We start from the raw sequence: 16,081 nt of genomic DNA, 5'->3' as shown, positions 1-16,081 counted from the left end.
ATCAGTACCCCTGCGGAGGACCGGCTTCACCCTTGGGCTCGGCGATGCGCATGTCGTTCACGTCATCGGTGCCCAGTTCCTGATAGGTGCGGTAGGCCAGCACCAGCAGGAAGGCGAAGAAGGAGAAAGAAATCACGATGGCCGTCAGCACCAGGGCCTGCGGCAGCGGATTGGCGGTTGCCTGCGTCACTGTAGCCTGATCGAGAGGAATCAGCGGCGGCACTTCGCGGGTCAGCCGGCCATTGACGAAGATCAGCATGTTGACCGCATTGCCGAGGATCACGACGCCGATCAGCATCCGCACAAACATGCGCGACAGCATCAGATAAACGGCCACGGTGAAGAACAGGCCGATGAGGATGGACAGTCCAGCTTCCATCAGTCGCTCTCCCTTTCCTCAAGCGCGAGCGCGATGGAGCCGATGGCACCCACCACGACAAGATAAACTCCGATGTCGAAGAACATCGGGGTGGACAGGTCCACCGCCGTGCCAAAGACATGAACCGTAGCCCACTGGCTGGTCATGTAAGCCTGCCCCATGAAGGCCGACAGCAATCCGGCAACCGCAGCCAGAAGCAAACCGAAGGCTGCCAGGCTCATTGGATGCACGCCGATGGCCCTGCGGACACCGTCCACACCGCAGGCGATGCCGTAGATCGCCAGTGCAGAGGCCGCAATCAGGCCGCCGATGAAGCCGCCGCCCGGCTCATTATGGCCGCGCAACAGCACGAAGATGGAGAACAGCACCATCAGAGCCGCGATATAGGGCGCAAATGTGCGGAAGATGATCGTGCGCATCAGCGTGCCTCCACCGTCTTGGCTTTCGGGGACTTGCTGGCCTTCGGAGCTGACGCATCCGGCTTGGTGCGGATGCGGATCAGGGCCAGCACGGACAGACCCGTCAGCACCACCACCGAGATTTCGCCCAGCGTATCAAAGCCGCGGAAGTCGACGATGATCACGTTGACGATGTTACGCCCGTGCGCGATCACGCGGCTGTACTGGCTGAAGAAGTCAGACAGGCGGGAATCGAACGGCTGCTGCGTGATTGCCAAAAGCACCAGCGTGAAGCCAAGGCCAACAGCGGCCGCAATTGCCACGCTGACAATCCGTGCCACCATCGGGCGATGGTCACGCGGCGACAGATTGAGCCGGGTCATGACAAGGGCGAGGATCACCACAGACAGCGTTTCCACCATGAACTGGGTGAAGCTCAGGTCCGGCGCGCCAAACAGCATGAAGATCAGCGCCACGGCAAAGCCCTGAATGCCAAGCGTCACGATCGCTGTCAGCCGTGTGTTTGCCACAAGAACCGCACCAAGACCGGCCACTGCGATCAGGATCACAGCCCACTCATAGAAGCGGAAATCCGGCCACTCAGGAACCTGCGGCATGCCATTGGCAAAGACTGCAGGCAACAGCAGCGCAGCGCCCGTGGCGAGGAAGACAACGGCCATATAGGTCTGCATCGAGCCGCCCTGCAGCAGGCGGGTGACGCCGGTGGAGAGCTTTACAATGGCAGCCACAAACTGGTCGAAGCCCTTGTCGGGTCCCCAGCCGATGGCCTTCAGCACACCGGCCACAGCCGCACGCAAGCGGCCAAGCATCAGGAACAGCCCGATCCCCAGCGCCACGGTAATGATAGAGAGGATCAGCGGCGCGGAGATGTAGCCAGGGATGAGGTGCAGCTCCACAGCCGTCTGCGCACCCACCAGCGAGGACAGCATCGGCCCGATGAACAGCTCACCCGTTGAATGAGCCAGCAGCGCGGCGGCAAGGCCGGTCAGCGACAGGACCACAGGTCCGGCCCACAGCAGCACAGGGCCTTCATGGGCATGCTTGGGCGTATGCACCTCAGGCCCAAAGAACGGCTTGATCGCAACAGCGGCCGCAATCACCAGCATCAGCGCATTGCCCACCACAGCGACCGCCGTGACAAGCAGCGCACCGCTGGAAAGGCCCCAGGTGCCGTAATACAGCACTTCCTTTGCGATGAAGCCGATGAACGGCGGCAGACCCGCCATGGAAAGCCCGGCAAGCGCAGCAGCCGCAAAGGTGATCGGCATCGCCTTGCGCAAACCGCCCAGCTTCGTCACATCGCGCGTACCCGTCTCATGGTCGATGATACCGGCAACCATGAACAGAGCGCCCTTGAACAGGGAGTGCGCCAGCAGATAGAGCACAGCCCCTTCCAGCGCCTTCTGCGAACTGGTGCCGGTGAGCATGACCAGAAGGCCGAGCGAGGCGACCGTCGTATAGGCCAGCATCAGCTTCAGGTCGGTCTGGCGAACAGCCAGGATCGTCCCCACCAGCAGTGTGATCCCGCCGAACAGCGGCAGAACGGTCATCCAGACTTCGGTGCCACCAAGGGCGGGATGCATACGCATCAGCAGATAGACGCCAGCCTTCACCATCGTGGCCGAGTGCAGGAATGCCGACACCGGGGTCGGAGCTTCCATGGCGTTGGGAAGCCAGAAGTGGAACGGGAACTGCGCCGATTTGGTGAAGGCGCCGCCCAGAACGAGGATGAGGATCGGCAGATAGAGGCCGCTGTTGCGCAGCACATCGCCGCCCGCCAGCACCTGCGACATCTGCGACATGCCGGTCACCTGCATGATCAGCAGGAAGCCAGCCAGCAGCGCCAGTCCGCCGCCCCCGGTCACCAGCAGCGCCTGCAACGCAGCACGGCGGGAGGCGGCCCTGAGGTGATCAAACCCGATCAGCAGGAAGGACGTGATCGAGGTCAGTTCCCAGAAGATAAACAGCGACAACAGGTTGTCGCTCGTCACCAGCCCCAGCATCGCCCCCATGAACATGAACAGGAACGAGAAAAACCGGCCCTGCTGCGGATGCCCCTTCAGGTAGCCTCCTGCATACAGAATGATGAAGGTGCCGATCCCGGAGATCAGCATCGCAAACAGTGTCGAGAGCCCGTCCAGATAAAAAGAAAGGGTGACGCCATAGGCGGGCACCCATTCCTTCGCAATAGTGTAGACTTCGCCTTCAGACACACCCGGCACGAAGCGGGTGAAGTGCAGGAAGATCAGAAGCGGCACAATGGCAAGCAGCCAGGCCGCATTGTGCTTCAGCGCTTTGGTGGCGATTGGTGCGATGATTGCAGCCGCGAAGGGCGCAAGCACGGCGAGGATGGTCGTGTCGAGTGCGGCGGGTGTCATGCTCACTCTTCGGCTAGGGCAAATTGCCAATACATGCAGATCGGGACTCTCAGAGTAGCGGCCGAGAGTTAAGATTTTTGATCGAGTTAGGCTCTGTCCGGGCTCTGCACAAGGGAGCGGAGACCACTTTTCGCCATAATCGCAAGTTTGCGCGCCCTTGCTTTGCGGCACTGCGGAATGAAAAAGCGCTGAGCAGAGCCTTTTTGGCTGCAGGTGCTACATGAGCGGAGTTTTTATCTTGCACCGCACAACCAGAACTCCGTCTGCACGGAAAAGGGGCGAATCAAACACTTGCCGGGTCAGCCCCCTGCCCGTCCATCAACCGTGTCCCCTCAAATCCTGCCTTGGCAACCTTGTCGCACAGGCCCGACCATTCGCAGCCACTGCAAGCCGCCCGGAGTTCGCCCGAAGCAAATCCATGCTGCATCCGGTTCAGCAGGTGCTCGTCAATAACCACCACGCTGCCAGCCTCCAGCTGGCGCCCAAGCAAGGCACCGGCACTTTCGAGAGCAAGCCGGTCACGCTCCAGAACGCTGTCGCGGTGACAATGGGGAGCGTCTGCGGCCAGAAGCGGCGCACAGATGTCGTCGGGCCCTTGCACGATCAACACCGGCTCACCCGCCCTCATCCGCCGGATGATCTTCGCATAGTTGGCAACAAAGCGAGGGGAATAGCCCTCCCCAACGAAGGTCAGCATGCACAGCAGATGATGTCCGCGAAGCCGGATGGTCATGCTCTCTGCCTCCCCTTCAATGCCAAAAGGCCCGGCGCGAGGCCGGGCCTTTCAACGAAACTGAAGCTTACTTGGTAGCGGCTTCGTACATTTCCAGGACATAGTCCCAGTTGATCAGGTTGTCGACGAAGGCCTCGAGATACTTCGGACGAGCGTTGCGGTAGTCGATGTAGTAGGAGTGCTCCCACACGTCGACGCCGAGGATCGGGGACGCGCCCTGCACCAGCGGGCTTTCGCCGTTGGCGGTCTTGGAGATGATCAGCTTGCCATCCTTGACGGCAACCCAGGCCCAGCCGGAACCGAACTGGGTGGTGCCGGCAGCGATGAAGTCGGCGCGGAACTTGTCATAGCCGCCCAGATCGCTGTCGATGGCCTTGGCCAGAGCGCCCGGGATGGACTTGCCGCCGCCATTCGGCTTCATCCACTTCCAGAAATGGATATGGTTGTAGTGCTGGCCAGCGTTGTTGAAGAGGCCGGCGTTCTTGCCGAAGCTCTCCTTGACGATCTCTTCCAGCGTCTTGCCTTCGAGGCCGCTGTCCTTCAGCAGGTTGTTGCCGTTGGTCACATAGGCCTGATGGTGCTTGTCGTGGTGATACTCAAGCGTCTCCTTGGACATGTAGGGGCCAAGAGCGTCATAGGCATACGGCAGTTCGGGAAGTTCGAAAGACATGGCAAATCCTCCTTCAGGAAAGCTGTGGTGCGGCCCGGCTGCATTCAATCATGCTGGCCCGGCCCTTTCGGAGCTGCGGGGAAGCAGCTCGCGCCGGGATGCAAAATAGGCGTCTTCTCGCTCGTGAGCAATGCGTGCAGGCAAATAAAAAAATATATTTCTTGGTTTATTAGCTGGAACCATTTCAGGCGCGCAGCGTTGCGCGCTTCCCCGCACTCACAAGGGCGAAATCCGTGCGTCCTTAAAACGGGAAGCAAGTTCTTAACAGCCCGTTAACCCCTGCTCCCCAAACTTCGCTCACAGCCACATAGACCTCGCCTGATTCCGGGATTACCGCTTTGAAAACAAACGCAATCCGGCATTTCCTCCGGAGCTCCCTTCTGCTTTGCGCGCCGGTTATAGCCGCGTGCATCGCCGGTGGCGCAGCCCCTCTCACGCTTCAGGCACTGAAGGTCACCGATGGCGACACGATTGTGCTCAACGGTGAAAAGATCCGCCTGGAGGGGATTGATGCGCCGGAGCTGGCACAACGCTGCCTGACGCCAACGGGCAAAGAGTACCGTTGTGGCAAGGAAGCGGCAGATGCCCTCAGGACGTTCCTTGCAAACGGGCCGGTGGTTTGCAGGGGCGCCACGCTTGATGACTACGGCCGACGTTTGGGTACCTGCTATTCCGGCGCGCTCAACGTGAACGCCGCCATGGTGGAAAGCGGACACGCCTTCGCATTCGTCCGCTATTCCTCTAGCTACGTTGCCGAAGAGACCCGCGCGCGCGCTGGCAAGGCGGGCATATTTGCAGGCACAGCCGAAGCCCCCTGGGATTTCAGGGCCGCCAAGTGGCAGAATGCCAGCGCTGAGCGGCACGTACAGGCCTCAGCAGACGCGCAAAAGGAATGCCCGATCAAGGGGAACATCTCGAAGAACGGGCGCATCTATCACATGCCCTGGTCCGCCTCCTACGCCCGCACCAGCATCACCGAAAGCACAGGCGAGCGCTGGTTCTGTTCGGAAGCCGAAGCCATTGCTGCGGGCTGGCGGGCACCGCGCGGCAGCTGACTTTCAGCCCTCAGCGCTCACACTTCTTTGCAACACTCGCGACCCTGGCACCCAACAATATGGTTCCTGAATAGAGAGTTGCTATCAATGCAGTAGTCGTTCCGCCCGCCGCCAGATCGAGCAGTTCATCGGGCAACTCGTCAATTTCCAGCGGACGCGGCAGCACAAGCACGACTTCACCAGGCTGCTCTTCAATAACCCGGATGGTGTAGTTCGGAATGGGGTTGAACCCTAGCAGCTCTTTCAGCGCGCTTTGCGGGTCACGAACGAGGCGCCCCCGGAAGTCCGCGTCCTCCAGGGCCTTTTGCACAAGAGCAGCCTCAACCTCCTTGCGTGCAGTCTCGATCTCGCCGGGCTGAGAGCTGGCAGTTGCTACGGACATATGTTTCCCTCCTGATGACGGCGGCTACCGGAAGAACCGCTGCTCCAAACCCACGCAACGAACGTGAAGCAGCTTGAAGCCGCTAAGCTTAGTGCACAGAGGCATCGAGGCGGGAAAAGACCCGAAAAGTGCCGGCCCCTGCCTCTTCACTGAAGCAACCTGATTCAGCGGCTCGTTCGCTCCGCCTTGGCCGCCATGATGTCTGGCGTGTTCACCTCGAGCCAGTCCGCAAGGGTCTTTACCCGTTCAGCTGCCTCGCGCCCCAGCGGCGTCAGGCTGTACTCCACATGCGGCGGCACCACAGGCAGCGACACCCGGTCGATCATGCAATCTCCCTCCAGCTGCTGCAGCGTCTGAGCCAGCATCTTCTCGCTCACTCCACCCACCTTGCGGCGCAGCTCGCTGAACCGGTGTGTACCCTCCAGCAGCGCCAGCAGGATCAGCACGCCCCAGCGGCTCGTCAGGTGATTGAGAATTTCCCGCGAAGGACAGGCTACGCTAAACAGCGCGCCCCGGCGCATCAGCTCCGAAAGTGGCTGGCCTGAAACCAGATCCGGGCTTCCCTCCACATTTCCAGCGTCGCCAGAGATTTTTTCATCCCTATCCAAGGTGCTGTTTTCCATATCTTTTCTCCCGAAAGGCACATCCAGTTGAGTTACCTCTCCTCTAACTAACCAAATTGTATGTACTTTCCAAAAGAAAGTACATAGCGCATATCTGCCTCATCGCACTGCTCCGGCGGCCCGCCGGAGCAAAGCAGCAGATGGAGCCGCATATGAAACTCGCAATCACCGGGGCCTCCGGCCAGCTTGGCCGCCTCGTCGTGGAAAACCTGCTTGCCACAGAACCCGCAGCCACCCTGCGCCTGCTTGTCCGGTCACCGGAAAAGGTTGCTGATCTGGCCGCCCGCGGCGTGAAAGTGGTGGCCTTCGACTATGCAAAGCCGGAAACCCTCACCCCCGCGCTCTCCGGTGTTGACCGCCTCCTGCTCATTTCCGGCAGCGAAGTCGGTCAGCGCATCCCGCAGCACAAGGCCGTCATCGATGCCGCTAAGGCTGCCGGAGTGGGCCTTGTCCTTTACACCAGCGTACTGCGCGCGCAGCAGTCCAGCATGATCCTTGCCGGTGAGCACAAGGCCACCGAAGACATGCTCGCGGCCTCTGGCCTCAACTACGTCCTGCTGCGCAATGGCTGGTACATTGAAAACTACCTCTCGGCTGTGCAGGCAGAAATCGCCCATGGCGTCGTTGGCGCCTCGGGAGAAGGCCGCATCTCCGCTGCAGCCCGCGCCGATTATGCCGCCGCCGCAGCAGAGGTCCTGCGCAAGGGCGCCTCTTCCGGCACCGTCTACGAACTCGCCGGCGACACATCCTTCAGCAAAGCAGACTATGCAGCTGAACTGTCCCGCGCCTCGGGCAAGCCGGTGACCTATACCAATCTCCCGGAAGCGGCCTACAAGGATGTTCTCGTTCAGGTGGGCTTGCCGGAAGGCTTTGCCGCAATCCTGGCTGACTGCGACACCTGCACCGCCAAGGGCGATCTGGAAGACAACAGCAAGACCCTCTCCAGCCTGACAGGCCGTCCCACGACGCCGCTGTCCGTCATGGTTGCCGAAGCCGTGAAGGGTTAACCCCCAACAGCTCTTCACCCTGCAGGACCGCTCCCGGCAATCACCGGGAGTGGTCTCAGACTGCTGACAAACCTTCGGCCTATCCATCGTCATCCTCGGCCTTGTGCCGAGGATCTAACCAAATCAATGGCTTGCAGATGGTCGGGACAAGCCCGACCATGACGAAAGAGGAGAGCTCTTGCTTTGTCAACGACCTCGGACCGCTCCCGGCAATCACCGGGAGCGGTCTTGTCTTTAACAATCATACAGCCGCATGCGCCGTGGGCAGCATGGCTGCTTCGATCAAACGGCGCGTGTACTCCTCGCGCGGCGCCTCGAACACATCCGCCGCAGGCCCCGCCTCGACGATCTTGCCGTGCTGCATCACCATCACCGTGTCAGACATGGCCCGCACCACGGCGAGATCATGGCTGATGAAAAGATAGGTCAGCCCATGGGCGCTCTGCAGGTCGCGCAGCAGCGTCACGATCTGCTTCTGGATCGTGCGGTCCAGCGCCGATGTCGGCTCGTCCAGTACCATGAGGTCCGGTTTCAGCACCATGGCACGGGCAATCGCAATACGCTGGCGCTGGCCGCCGGAGAACTCGTGCGGATAGCGGTTGCGCATCACGGGATCGAGCGACACCTCCTCCAGCGCCTGGCAGGCGCGGCGGTCACGCTCGGCAGCGCTGAGGCCCGGCTCATGCACCAGCAGCCCTTCGGTGATGATCTGGCCCACGGTCATGCGCGGGCTGAGCGAGCCGAACGGGTCCTGGAACACGAGCTGCATATGCTTGCGCAGCGGGCGCAGCTCCGCCTTGCTCTTGTCCGAGATGCGCGTGCCGTTGAAGAAAACGCGCCCTTGTGCAGGCATCAGCCCCAGCAGCGCCCGGCCCAGCGTCGATTTGCCAGAGCCGCTTTCGCCCACGATGCCAAGCGTCTGCCCCTTGCGCACGGTCAGCGAAATGTCGTTCACCGCCTTCAGGATGAAAGGCTTCGTCAGAAGCCCGCCGCCGAGGACGAACTCCACAGACACCTTCTGCCCCTCGATCACCACCGGCGCCGAAGCATCCACCGGTGCTTTGGTGCCTTCCGGTTCTGCGTCCAGCAGCATGCGTGTGTAGTCGTGGGCGGGCGTGTCAAAGATCTTCGCCGTTGCCCCCTCTTCCACCACCTCGCCCTTGCGCATCACATAAACGCGGTCCGCAATCCGGCGCACGATGCCAAGGTCATGGGTGATGAAGACCACCGCCATGCCCAGCCGCTTCTGCAGGTCCGCCAGAAGATCGAGGATCTGCGCCTGCGTCGTCACATCCAGAGCCGTCGTCGGCTCGTCGGCAATCAGCACGTCCGGATCGTTGGCCAGCGCCATGGCGATCATCACGCGCTGACGCTGGCCGCCGGACAGCTCATAGGGATAGGACTTCAGCTTGCGCTCCGGCTCGGGGATGTTGACGAGCTTCAGAAGCTCCAGCGCCCGTGCCTTCGCCTTGGCCCAGCTCAGGCCGCCATTCTCCACCATCGGCTCGCACAGCTGCCGGGAGATGGTGTAGAGCGGATCAAGCGAGGTCATCGGCTCCTGGAAGATCATGGTGATCTTCTTGCCGCGCACCTGGTTCAGCTCGCCCGTCTTCAGGCCGAGGATGTTCCGGTCCCGGTAGAGCACGCGCCCGCCGGTGATGCCGTTGGAAGCCAGCAGCCCCATGGCCGCCATCATGGTCTGGCTCTTGCCCGAGCCGCTTTCACCCACGACAGCGACTGTCTCGCCGCGGTTGACGTGGATATCGACGCCGCGCACGGCCTCGACCATCCCGGCGTTCGTGCGGAAGTTGACCGTCAGGCCTTCGATCTTCAGCACGGCTTCATTCTGGTTCTGAGGTGCCGTCATGTCAGCGGTCCTTCGGATCAAGCGCATCGCGCAGGCCATCGCCGATGAAATTCAGCGCGAACAGCGTCGAGGTCAGGAAGATCGAGGGGAACACCAGCAGCCACACGCCGCCTTGCAGGTTGCGCGCGCCTTCCGAGATCAGCACACCCCAGCTCGTCATGGGTTCCTGAACACCAAGGCCAAGGAAGGAGAGGAAACTCTCCAGCAGGATCACCTTCGGCACCAGCAGCGTCATGTAGACCACCACCTGCCCCAGCGTGTTGGGGATGACATGGCGGCGCAGGATGCCCGCATTACCAACACCCATGGCTTCGGCTGCCTGCACATATTCCTGCCGCTTGATGGTCAGCGTCTGCCCGCGCACGATGCGGGCCATGTCCAGCCACTCCACCGCGCCCACGGCGATGAACATCAGCACGAAGTTCCGGCCGAAGAACACCACCAGCATGATGACGAAGAAGATGAACGGCAGTGAATAAAGCACATCGACGATGCGCATCATCACCTGATCCACCCGGCCCCCGAGATAGCCGGACGCCGCGCCATAAATGACGCCGATGGAGATGGCCACTACCGTTGCCAGCAGACCGATGGTCAGCGACACGCGGCCAGCGATCATCGTGCGGGTCATCAGGTCACGGCCATTGGCGTCCGTGCCGAAGTAGAAATGCAGCTTGCGCACGTCTGCCTTCAGCGTCACCGACTTGCCGTCGGCTGCCATGTCCTCAAGACGGGCATTCTGGAAGAAGTCGCTGCGGTCCACATATTGCACCGAGCGCGGATCAATCTCCCGCGAGGACGTCAGGCGAACGCTGACTGTATCCCCGTCGCGCTGATAGTTCTCAGCCTGGAGACGGGCACGGCGCAGCACGCTCATCAGCCCCGGCTCGACCTGCTCCGGCAACGGATAGGACTGGAGGCTCGCCGGCACTTTCACGAAATCACGGTAAACCTGATCGAAGCCATGCGGCGACAGATAGGGGCCGATGACGGAGACGACGGTGACGATTGCCAGCACGATCATGCTCGCAACCGCCGCCCGGTTGGCCTTCAGCCGGTCACGCGCGTCATCCCAGAGGGAACGGCCTTTGACCGGCTGCGGTCCGTTAGCAGAGGAAGTCAGGCTCATGGCTGGTCCTCAGTCGAAACGCACGCGCGGATCAAGCAGCGCATAGAGCAGATCCACGACGAGATTGAAAAGGATGACGAAGCAGGCAACTACGACCACCGTGCCCATGACGAGCGTGTAGTCGCGGTTGAGCGCCCCTTGCACGAAGTAGCGGCCAATGCCGGGAATGCCGAAGATCGTCTCCACCACCACCGAACCGGTCAACAGCGCAGCCGCCGCGGGCCCGAGATAGGAAACCACCGGCAGCAGCGCCCCGCGGAGCGCATGCACAACGATGACCGTATAGGCCGACAGGCCATAGGCCCGCGCCGTGCGCACATGATTAGAGCGCAGCGCCTCGATCATCGAGCCACGCGTCAGGCGGGCCACCACCGCAATCTGTGGCAGGGCAAGAGTGACGACAGGCAGGATGGCATCCACATAGGAGCCCGCCGTCCAGCCGCCGACTGGCAGCCAGCCGAAATGCACGCCCAGAAGCAGCTGCAGCACCGGTGCCACCACGAAATTCGGTATGGTCACGCCAAGGGTTGCCGCAGCCATCACGGAATAGTCGAGGCCGTGGTTCTGCCGCAGAGCAGCCACAACACCCAGCACACCACCCACGATCAGCGCCAGCGCAAGTGCGCTCAGTCCCAGCTGCATCGAGATCGGCAGGCTGGCGGCAAACAGCTCGTTGATGGAGAAATCACGGAAATAGAAGCTCGGACCGAAATCCAGAACCGCAATGCTCTTCAGATAGATCAGGTACTGGTTCCAGAGCGGTTCATCCAGATGGTAGATCCGGTTGAGGTTCTCCATCACCTTTGCCTCCAGCGGCCGCTCCAGATCGAAGGGCCCGCCCGGCGCAATGCGGATCAGGAAGAAGGAGATGGTGACAATAAAGAAGAGTGTCGGGATGGCTCCCAACAGCCGTTCAAGCACGTAGCGCAACATGCCCAGACCTTTCCTTCGCCAGCGGGAAACGCCGCCTGGCAGCCTGAAGCCGCAGGGTGGCGCCCGTCATGACGCAAAGCGGCCAGCTGCAGCCTCCTTGCGGAAGCTGCAGCCAGCCGTGTCCTGTCTTACTCGGAAATGCTCATCCAGCGGGTCGGATGCACGTCCATGAGGTTCGTCTCGAAGCCCTTGAGCTTCGGCGAAACGAGGTTCTTGGAGGCGTAATACATCATCGGGATGAAAGGCAGATCGCGCATGAAGATGGTCTCTGCCTCCTTTAGGATGGCTGCGCGCTTCTCGAGGTCCGTCGTGGCGGCGGCCTCGTCCATCAGCTTGTCATAGTCCGGGTTGTTGTAGTTCGCGTAGTTGAAGCCGGCATTGTCAGACTCCACCAGGAACAGGAAGTTCTGCGGGTCGGAATAGTCGCCGATCCAGCCTGCGCGGGCGACATCAAAGTCCTGCTTGTCGCGCAGCATCGCGTAGTGGGTCTTGGTATCGGTATTCACCAGCGACACATCCACACCGAGCGGCTTCCACATGTCGGCAATGGCAACTGCCGTGTTCTTGTGGTTCTCGGAGGTGTTGTAGTTGATCGTCAGCTTCAGCGGCTTGTCCGGGCCATAGCCCGCCTGCTTCATCAGCTCGATGGCTTTCTCTTCGCGGTCGATCTGCGGCAGATCCTTGTAGTCCGCATAGGCCGGCTCACCGTAGTTGTTGATGCCGGGAGGAACCAGCGAGTAGCCGGCAATCATCGTGCCGCCCCAGATTTCGTCAGCCAGGAACTCGCGGTCGAGTGCCATGGAAAGAGCCTGACGAACTTCTGGCTTGGCCAGCGCCTCATCATTCATGTTGAGGGCATAATAGTAGGTACCGAGATAGGGAGCCGGTTTGAACTGGTCAGCCAGTTCCTTCTTGATGAAGGCCATCTGCTCGGTCGGCACGTCGTCGTTGGAATGCAGTTCACCCGCCTGGAACCGGCGCAGTGCCGCACCACGGTCTTCCGTCGGGTAGTAGAACACCGTGTCGATGGCCACATTGGCGGCATCGTGGAAGTTCGGGTTCTTCACCATCTTGATCTGGGCATTCGGCGTGAACTCGGCCAGCATGTAGGCGCCATTCGACACCATGTTGCCCGCCTTCACGAAGTCGGTGCCGAACTTTTCGACGCTGGCCGGATGCACCGGCAGGCCGGTCTGGTGGGCCAGCAGATCGACGAAATATGGCGTCGGCTGGCCAAGGGTGATTTCGAGCGTGTGGTCGTCGATTGCCTTGACGCCAAGCTCCTCAGCCTTCTTCTCGCCCTTGTTGATCGCCTCGGCATTCAGGATCGGATAGAGGATGGTCGCGTATTTCGCGCCCGTTTCCGGGTTCATGATGCGGCGGAGTGAGAACACGAAATCGCCGGCCGTCACCGGGTCACCGTTCGACCACTTTGCGTTGTCGCGCAGCTTGAAGGTGAAGGTCTTGCCGTCTTCAGACTGGGTCCAGCTCTCTGCAACGCCCGGAATGATCTTTCCGGCTGCGCTGTAGGCAACAAGACCCTCATAAAGGTCACGCATGATGTTGCCTTCATAGACCGTCGAGGTCTTATGCTGGTCCAGCGTCTCAGGATCGGCAGAATTGCCACGGTGATAGACCATCTCCGCCATGGCAGAGAAGGATGTTGCAGCCAGAAGCGCGGCGGCGAGCGCAGTCATCCTTGCGGACTTGAACATTTTAGTCTCCCCTCTTCAACACTTGAAGAGCACCTGGTGCCGGTGCGGTGGCACGTTCCCATGCAGCCCCACCCTGTTCAACCCTGCCACAGGAGAACCAGGGTTGCAGGAGGGGAAAAAAACGGATTCTTTTCGGCAGCGCCAGTCATCCGAAAAATTTTCCCCCCTCTGAAAATTTATGCACTCCGCTCAAACAATCACCACGCCTACATTCAAAGCAGTCCATTTCCGGCAGTTTTCTGCCGTTTAAGCACCCTTTCACGGTACACCTTGGGTTTAAGACAGAGAATCGCCCCCTTCACCGTTTCCCTCTTGCATGCCGGGCCAAGATGGCGTTCCTCTGCGCCAGATTTTCACGCTGCCCTCAACCGGCGGCGTTTCATGCACACGACGTTTGACAGGACCACATGGCCCCTCCGCTTCTCATCCTGCGTGACATTCATCTCACCTTTGGCGCTACACCGCTTCTGACCGGAGCCGAACTCAGCGTTTCGGAAGGCGACCGGCTTTGCCTTGTCGGGCGCAATGGCTCGGGCAAATCGACCCTGCTGAAGATTGCCGCCGGCATGATCGAGGCTGACAAGGGCGAGATTTTCGTCCAGCCCGGCCGCACCATCCGCTACCTGCCGCAGGAGCCGGATCTGTCTGCCTATGAAACGGTGCTCGACTACGTGACCGCAGGCCTTGCGCCCGGCGATGATCCGTACCGCGCGCCCTATCTGCTGGAAGTCCTTGGCCTCACCGGCAAGGAAGATCCGAAGAGCCTGTCCGGCGGTGAAGCACGCCGCGCCGCGCTCGCCCGCACGCTGGCGCCGGAGCCGGACATTCTTCTCCTCGACGAGCCGACCAACCATCTTGACCTTCCGGCCATCGAATGGCTGGAAACCGAGCTGAAGAGCCTCAAGTCCGCCATCGTGCTCATCTCGCACGACCGTCGTTTCCTCGAGAACCTCTCCCGCGCCACTGTCTGGATCGACCGGGGCACATCGCGCCGGATGGAGCGGGGCTTTGAGCATTTCGAAGCCTGGCGCGACGAGGTCTTCGATCAGGAAGAACGCGATCAGCAGAAGCTTGCCCAGCAGATCAAACGCGAAGAGCACTGGATGCGTTACGGCGTCACCGCCCGGCGCAAGCGCAATATGCGCCGCGTGCGTGAGCTGGCAGATCTGCGCGACAAGGCACGCAGCCACCGCGGCCCGCAGGGCACCGCCAAGCTTGCAGCCACCGAAGGAGAGACCTCCGGCAAGCTGGTCATCGAAGCCAAGGCCATCTCCAAGGGATATGGCGAGCGCTCCATCGTCTCGAATTTCTCCAGCCGCATCCAGCGTGGAGACCGCATTGGCCTCATCGGCGCGAATGGCGCCGGCAAGACCACGCTTCTCAAGATGCTGACCGGGGAGCTAGAGCCGGACAGCGGCACCGTGCGCCTTGGCACCAACCTGCAGATGGTCACCCTTGATCAGAAGCGCGAGAACCTCAATCCGCTCGACACCCTCGCCACCGTCCTCACCGGCGGGCGCGGCGACACGGTCATTTTGGGCACCGAGACGAAGCACGTCATGTCCTACATGAAGGACTTCCTCTTCGCCCCCGAACAGGCCCGGACCCCGGTCGGCGTTCTGTCCGGCGGCGAGCGCGCCCGCGCCATGCTCGCCCGTGCGCTTGCCAGCCCGTCCAACCTGATGGTGCTCGACGAGCCAACCAACGATCTGGACCTTGAGACGCTGGATCTCCTGCAGGAACTGCTCAGCGACTACGAGGGCACCGTACTCCTCGTCTCGCACGACCGTGACTTCCTCGACCGCGTTGCCACGTCCGTCATCGTCTCGGAAGGCAATGGCAAGTGGCAGGAATATGCTGGCGGCTATTCCGACATGGTTGCACAGCGCGGCGATGGTGTGACCGCCCGCAAGGCGGAGAAAGCGGCCAAGGCAGAGAAAGCTCCCGCTCCGGCCACCACCGAAGCCAGATCATCCTCAAAGGTGAAGCTCTCCTTCACCCAGCTCCATCTCCTCAAGACCCTGCCGGAGACAGTCGAGAACCTGACGAAAAAGCTCGAAAAGCTGCAGGCCGAGATGGCCGATCCGAACCTCTATGCAAAAAGCCCTGACCGCTTCGCCAAACTCTCTGCCGAAATCACCCGCCTCACTGGCGAAAGGGATGCGGCCGAGGAGCAGTGGCTGGAGCTGGAAATGCTGCGCGAGGAAGCGGAAGGCTGAAAAAACGAAGGCCGGGCATTGCTGCCCGGCCTTTGCTGTTTGACGTGATCTGCTGAGGGTTACGCAGCCCGTACCTGTGCGATGAAGCGGGCCACTTCCGTCTTCAGCGTCTCTGCGTCGCGGGCAAGGCCGCTGGCCGAGCCCAGAACCTGCGAGGCGGCCGCGCCCGTTTCCTCCGCGGCACGGCTGACGCCAGTGATGTTGGAGGAGACTTCCACCGTGCCAGCCGAGGCCTGCTGCACGTTGCGGGCGATTTCCGAGGTGGCTGCGTTCTGCTCCTCCACGGCAGCGGCAATCGTCGCGGCGATGCTGTTCAGCGTGGCAATGGTTTCCCCGACATTCCCGATCGCATCCACCGAGGCATTGGTCGCGGCCTGGATCTCGGCGATCTGGCCCGAGATTTCCTGCGTGGCACGGGACGTCTGTTCCGCCAGGGCCTTCACTTCCGTGGCCACGACCGCGAAGCCCTTGCCGGCTTCACCGGCACGCGCGGCCTCGATGGTGGCGTTCAGGGCCAGCAGGTTGGTCTGGCCTGCGATGTCCGAGATCATGCCCAGCACATCGCCGATCTT

The 16,081-nt window shown here is 61.3% G+C and carries 15 protein-coding genes; 3 read left to right on the top strand and 12 right to left on the bottom strand.

Translation table 11 applies throughout. The features are described 5' to 3' along the window. Position 1 precedes the first annotated feature (1 nt). The 5 genes from V6L75_RS09440 to V6L75_RS09420 all read right to left on the bottom strand — a co-directional run bounded on the left by V6L75_RS09440 (position 2) and on the right by V6L75_RS09420 (position 4,579). Positions 2 to 379, bottom strand: coding sequence for a Na+/H+ antiporter subunit C (locus tag V6L75_RS09440; protein WP_050471095.1), 378 nt, complete (start codon positions 377 to 379; stop codon positions 2 to 4). Then, the gene (locus tag V6L75_RS09435) at positions 379 to 798 is read right to left on the bottom strand and encodes a Na+/H+ antiporter subunit B (RefSeq protein ID WP_334251264.1); all 420 of its coding nucleotides are present in this window, start codon (positions 796 to 798) and stop codon (positions 379 to 381) included. The genes V6L75_RS09440 and V6L75_RS09435 overlap by 1 nt, the downstream gene beginning before the upstream one ends. Continuing rightward, positions 798 to 3,176, bottom strand: a complete 2,379-nt coding sequence (locus tag V6L75_RS09430) for a putative monovalent cation/H+ antiporter subunit A (protein WP_334251263.1) — start codon at positions 3,174 to 3,176, stop codon at positions 798 to 800. Before V6L75_RS09430 ends, V6L75_RS09435 begins: the two co-directional genes overlap by 1 nt. Positions 3,177 to 3,459: 283 nt before the next feature. After that, positions 3,460 to 3,909 (bottom strand): DUF1284 domain-containing protein, encoded by a 450-nt coding sequence (locus V6L75_RS09425; RefSeq protein ID WP_334251262.1) that lies wholly within the window; start codon positions 3,907 to 3,909, stop codon positions 3,460 to 3,462. A 67-nt stretch (positions 3,910 to 3,976) separates the two neighbouring features. Next, positions 3,977 to 4,579: a superoxide dismutase gene (locus tag V6L75_RS09420; protein ID WP_019962779.1), complete on the bottom strand. Its 603-nt coding sequence runs from the start codon at positions 4,577 to 4,579 to the stop codon at positions 3,977 to 3,979. 338 nt (positions 4,580 to 4,917) lie between these two features. Between V6L75_RS09420 and V6L75_RS09415 the strand changes: the two genes are divergently transcribed. Next, positions 4,918 to 5,634: a thermonuclease family protein gene (locus V6L75_RS09415; protein ID WP_334251261.1), complete on the top strand. Its 717-nt coding sequence runs from the start codon at positions 4,918 to 4,920 to the stop codon at positions 5,632 to 5,634. A gap of 10 nt (positions 5,635 to 5,644) precedes the next feature. On the opposite strand, the gene V6L75_RS09410 is transcribed toward V6L75_RS09415, so the two are convergent. Continuing rightward, positions 5,645 to 6,016, bottom strand: a complete 372-nt coding sequence (locus V6L75_RS09410; protein WP_334251260.1) for an NHLP leader peptide family RiPP precursor — start codon at positions 6,014 to 6,016, stop codon at positions 5,645 to 5,647. Between the two features lie 164 nt (positions 6,017 to 6,180). Beyond that, entirely contained in the window at positions 6,181 to 6,537 is a 357-nt protein-coding gene (locus V6L75_RS09405) for a winged helix-turn-helix transcriptional regulator (protein WP_334251507.1), read from the bottom strand. A gap of 254 nt (positions 6,538 to 6,791) precedes the next feature. Between V6L75_RS09405 and V6L75_RS09400 the strand changes: the two genes are divergently transcribed. Further along, on the top strand, positions 6,792 to 7,646 hold the full coding sequence (locus V6L75_RS09400; protein WP_334251259.1) for an SDR family oxidoreductase: 855 nt from the start codon (positions 6,792 to 6,794) through the stop codon (positions 7,644 to 7,646). 241 nt (positions 7,647 to 7,887) lie between these two features. Here V6L75_RS09400 and V6L75_RS09395 read toward each other — a convergent pair whose 3' ends face one another. The 4 genes from V6L75_RS09395 to V6L75_RS09380 form a co-directional block, all read right to left on the bottom strand. Beyond that, positions 7,888 to 9,513: an ABC transporter ATP-binding protein gene (locus V6L75_RS09395; protein ID WP_334251258.1), complete on the bottom strand. Its 1,626-nt coding sequence runs from the start codon at positions 9,511 to 9,513 to the stop codon at positions 7,888 to 7,890. Position 9,514: 1 nt separating this feature from the next. Then, entirely contained in the window at positions 9,515 to 10,642 is a 1,128-nt protein-coding gene (locus tag V6L75_RS09390; protein WP_334251257.1) for an ABC transporter permease subunit, read from the bottom strand. 9 nt (positions 10,643 to 10,651) lie between these two features. Next, a complete protein-coding gene (gene oppB / locus V6L75_RS09385; protein ID WP_334251256.1) occupies positions 10,652 to 11,575 on the bottom strand; it encodes an oligopeptide ABC transporter permease OppB in 924 nt (307 codons plus the stop codon). 128 nt (positions 11,576 to 11,703) lie between these two features. After that, complete coding sequence (locus V6L75_RS09380; protein WP_334251255.1) at positions 11,704 to 13,290, bottom strand: peptide ABC transporter substrate-binding protein; 1,587 nt, start codon at positions 13,288 to 13,290, stop codon at positions 11,704 to 11,706. 407 nt (positions 13,291 to 13,697) lie between these two features. Here V6L75_RS09380 and V6L75_RS09375 point away from each other — a divergent pair, with 407 nt between their 5' ends. Continuing rightward, complete coding sequence (locus tag V6L75_RS09375; RefSeq protein WP_334251254.1) at positions 13,698 to 15,509, top strand: ABC-F family ATP-binding cassette domain-containing protein; 1,812 nt, start codon at positions 13,698 to 13,700, stop codon at positions 15,507 to 15,509. 59 nt (positions 15,510 to 15,568) lie between these two features. On the opposite strand, the gene V6L75_RS09370 is transcribed toward V6L75_RS09375, so the two are convergent. Further along, the coding region (locus V6L75_RS09370; RefSeq protein WP_334251253.1) for a methyl-accepting chemotaxis protein at positions 15,569 to 16,081 on the bottom strand (513 nt) is incomplete at its 5' end.

It is taken from the genome of Pannonibacter anstelovis (assembly GCF_036881715.1).
GTDB lineage: Bacteria > Pseudomonadota > Alphaproteobacteria > Rhizobiales > Stappiaceae > Pannonibacter > Pannonibacter anstelovis.
This window is presented reverse-complemented; position numbering and strand designations above follow the sequence as displayed.

What these genes read in the sequence shown, in the direction of transcription:
- V6L75_RS09440 (WP_050471095.1), bottom strand. Translation starts at nt 379, where the DNA reads ATGGAAGCTGGACTGTCCATCCTCATCGGCCTGTTCTTCACCGTGGCC.
- V6L75_RS09435 (WP_334251264.1), bottom strand. Translation starts at nt 798, where the DNA reads ATGCGCACGATCATCTTCCGCACATTTGCGCCCTATATCGCGGCTCTG.
- V6L75_RS09430 (WP_334251263.1), bottom strand. Translation starts at nt 3,176, where the DNA reads ATGACACCCGCCGCACTCGACACGACCATCCTCGCCGTGCTTGCGCCC.
- V6L75_RS09425 (WP_334251262.1), bottom strand. Translation starts at nt 3,909, where the DNA reads ATGACCATCCGGCTTCGCGGACATCATCTGCTGTGCATGCTGACCTTC.
- V6L75_RS09420 (WP_019962779.1), bottom strand. Translation starts at nt 4,579, where the DNA reads ATGTCTTTCGAACTTCCCGAACTGCCGTATGCCTATGACGCTCTTGGC.
- V6L75_RS09410 (WP_334251260.1), bottom strand. Translation starts at nt 6,016, where the DNA reads ATGTCCGTAGCAACTGCCAGCTCTCAGCCCGGCGAGATCGAGACTGCA.
- V6L75_RS09405 (WP_334251507.1), bottom strand. Translation starts at nt 6,537, where the DNA reads ATGCGCCGGGGCGCGCTGTTTAGCGTAGCCTGTCCTTCGCGGGAAATT.
- V6L75_RS09400 (WP_334251259.1), top strand. Translation starts at nt 6,792, where the DNA reads ATGAAACTCGCAATCACCGGGGCCTCCGGCCAGCTTGGCCGCCTCGTC.
- V6L75_RS09395 (WP_334251258.1), bottom strand. Translation starts at nt 9,513, where the DNA reads ATGACGGCACCTCAGAACCAGAATGAAGCCGTGCTGAAGATCGAAGGC.
- V6L75_RS09390 (WP_334251257.1), bottom strand. Translation starts at nt 10,642, where the DNA reads ATGAGCCTGACTTCCTCTGCTAACGGACCGCAGCCGGTCAAAGGCCGT.
- oppB (WP_334251256.1), bottom strand. Translation starts at nt 11,575, where the DNA reads ATGTTGCGCTACGTGCTTGAACGGCTGTTGGGAGCCATCCCGACACTC.
- V6L75_RS09380 (WP_334251255.1), bottom strand. Translation starts at nt 13,290, where the DNA reads ATGTTCAAGTCCGCAAGGATGACTGCGCTCGCCGCCGCGCTTCTGGCT.
- V6L75_RS09375 (WP_334251254.1), top strand. Translation starts at nt 13,698, where the DNA reads ATGGCCCCTCCGCTTCTCATCCTGCGTGACATTCATCTCACCTTTGGC.